This window comes from Paenibacillus sp. NPDC056722 (genome assembly GCF_042790635.1).
GTDB lineage: Bacteria > Bacillota > Bacilli > Paenibacillales > Paenibacillaceae > Paenibacillus_AQ > Paenibacillus_AQ agri.
On record NZ_JBHTYV010000039.1, the window covers coordinates 1 to 1,210 of the forward strand.

Annotated in this window: 1 protein-coding gene; it reads left to right on the forward strand. The window is 48.3% G+C overall.

The features are described 5' to 3' along the window. Window positions 1-1,210, forward strand: a 1,210-nt coding sequence (locus ACFRAM_RS28715; protein WP_379470441.1) for a X2-like carbohydrate binding domain-containing protein, incomplete at both ends; no start/stop codon positions are given.

Sequence of the window (1,210 nt, forward strand, 5' to 3'; positions counted from 1 at the left end):
GATAAGAAAGCTTCTGCACAAGCAGATGTGAGTGTAACGCTGACGCTGAAAGGCAACACGTTATCCAGCATCAAGAACGGAACAACGGCTCTAGTATTGGGGACTGACTATACGCTAACAAATGACGTAGTTACGCTTAAGAAAGAGTATTTGGCTACACTGCCCGAAGGAGTCACGAATCTCGTATTCACGTTCAGCGCAGGCAACCCACAGACACTGGCAATCACAGTGACCGATAGCACGCCGAAGAACAGTGAGCTAAGCACAAACACCGCTAACTTCGATAAGAAAGCTTCTGCACAAGCAGATGTGAGCGTAACGCTGACGCTGAAAGGCAACACGTTATCCAGCATCAAGAACGGAACAACGGCTCTAGTGTTAGGAACCGACTACACGCTAACAAATGAAGTAGTTACGCTAAAGAAAGAGTATCTGGCTACACTGCCTGAAGGAACTACGAATCTCGTATTTACGTTCAGTGCAGGGAACCCGCAGACACTGGCAATCACAGTGAGCGATACTACGCCGAAGAATAGTGAGCTAAGCACAAACACCGCTAGCTTCGATAAGAAGACTTCCGCGCAAGCGGATGTGAATGTAACGCTCACGCTGAAAGGTAACACGTTATCTAGCATCAAGAACGGAACAACGGCTCTAGTATTGGGAACCGATTACACACTAACAAATGAAGTAGTTACGCTAAAGCAAGAGTATCTGGCTACACTGCCTGAAGGAGTCACGAATCTCGTGTTCACGTTCAGCGCAGGCAACCCGCAGACACTGGCAATTGCAGTGAGCGACAGCACGCCGAAGAACAGCGAGCTAAGTACGACCACTGCCAGCTTCGATAAGAAAGCTTCTGCACAAGCAGATGTGAGCGTAACGCTGACGCTGAAAGGCAACACGTTATCCAGCATCAAGAACGGAACAACGGCTCTAGTGTTAGGAACCGACTACACGCTAACAAATGAAGTAGTTACGCTAAAGAAAGAGTATCTGGCTTCACTGCCTGAAGGAACTACGAATCTCGTATTTACGTTCAGTGCAGGGAACCCGCAGACACTGGCAATCACAGTGAGCGATACTACGCCGAAGAATAGTGAGCTAAGCACAAACACTGCCAGCTTCGATAAGAAAGCTTCTGCACAAGCAGATGTGAGCGTAACGCTGACGCTGAAAGGCAACACGTTATCCAGCATCAAGAACGGAA